We start from the raw sequence: 494 nt of genomic DNA, 5'->3' as shown, positions 1-494 counted from the left end.
GTGGTCACCGAGGCGATGTTGCGGACCTGGCTGGTCAGGTTGGACGCCATCGAGTTCACGTTGTCGGTCAGGTCCCGCCACGTACCGCTGACGCCCTTGACCTGCGCCTGACCACCGAGCTTGCCTTCGGTGCCCACCTCACGGGCCACCCGCGTCACCTCGTCGGCGAACGACGACAACTGGTCCACCATCGTGTTGACAGTCGACTTCAACTCCAGAATCTCGCCCCGCGCGTCCACCGTGATCTTCTGCGACAGGTCACCCTTCGCCACCGCAGTGGAGACCTGCGCGATGTTGCGGACCTGGGCGGTCAGGTTGGAGGCCATCGAGTTGACGTTGTCGGTGAGATCCCGCCAGGTGCCGGCGACCCCGCGTACCTGCGCCTGACCGCCGAGCTTGCCCTCGGTGCCCACCTCGCGGGCCACCCGCGTCACCTCGTCGGCGAACGACGACAACTGGTCCACCATCGTGTTGACAGTCGACTTCAACTCCAG

1 protein-coding gene is annotated in these 494 nt (G+C 65.6%); it reads right to left on the bottom strand.

Annotated elements, in window-relative coordinates:
* Positions 1–494: HAMP domain-containing protein (locus ACLQ26_RS33035; RefSeq protein ID WP_425748276.1), on the bottom strand; the 494-nt coding region annotated here is incomplete at both ends.

This window comes from Micromonospora sp. DT43, from assembly GCF_049841645.1.
In the GTDB taxonomy this organism is placed as follows: Bacteria; Actinomycetota; Actinomycetes; order Mycobacteriales; family Micromonosporaceae; genus Micromonospora.
Note: the sequence above shows the minus strand (reverse complement) of the source record. Positions and strands in the feature narration are given on the sequence as shown.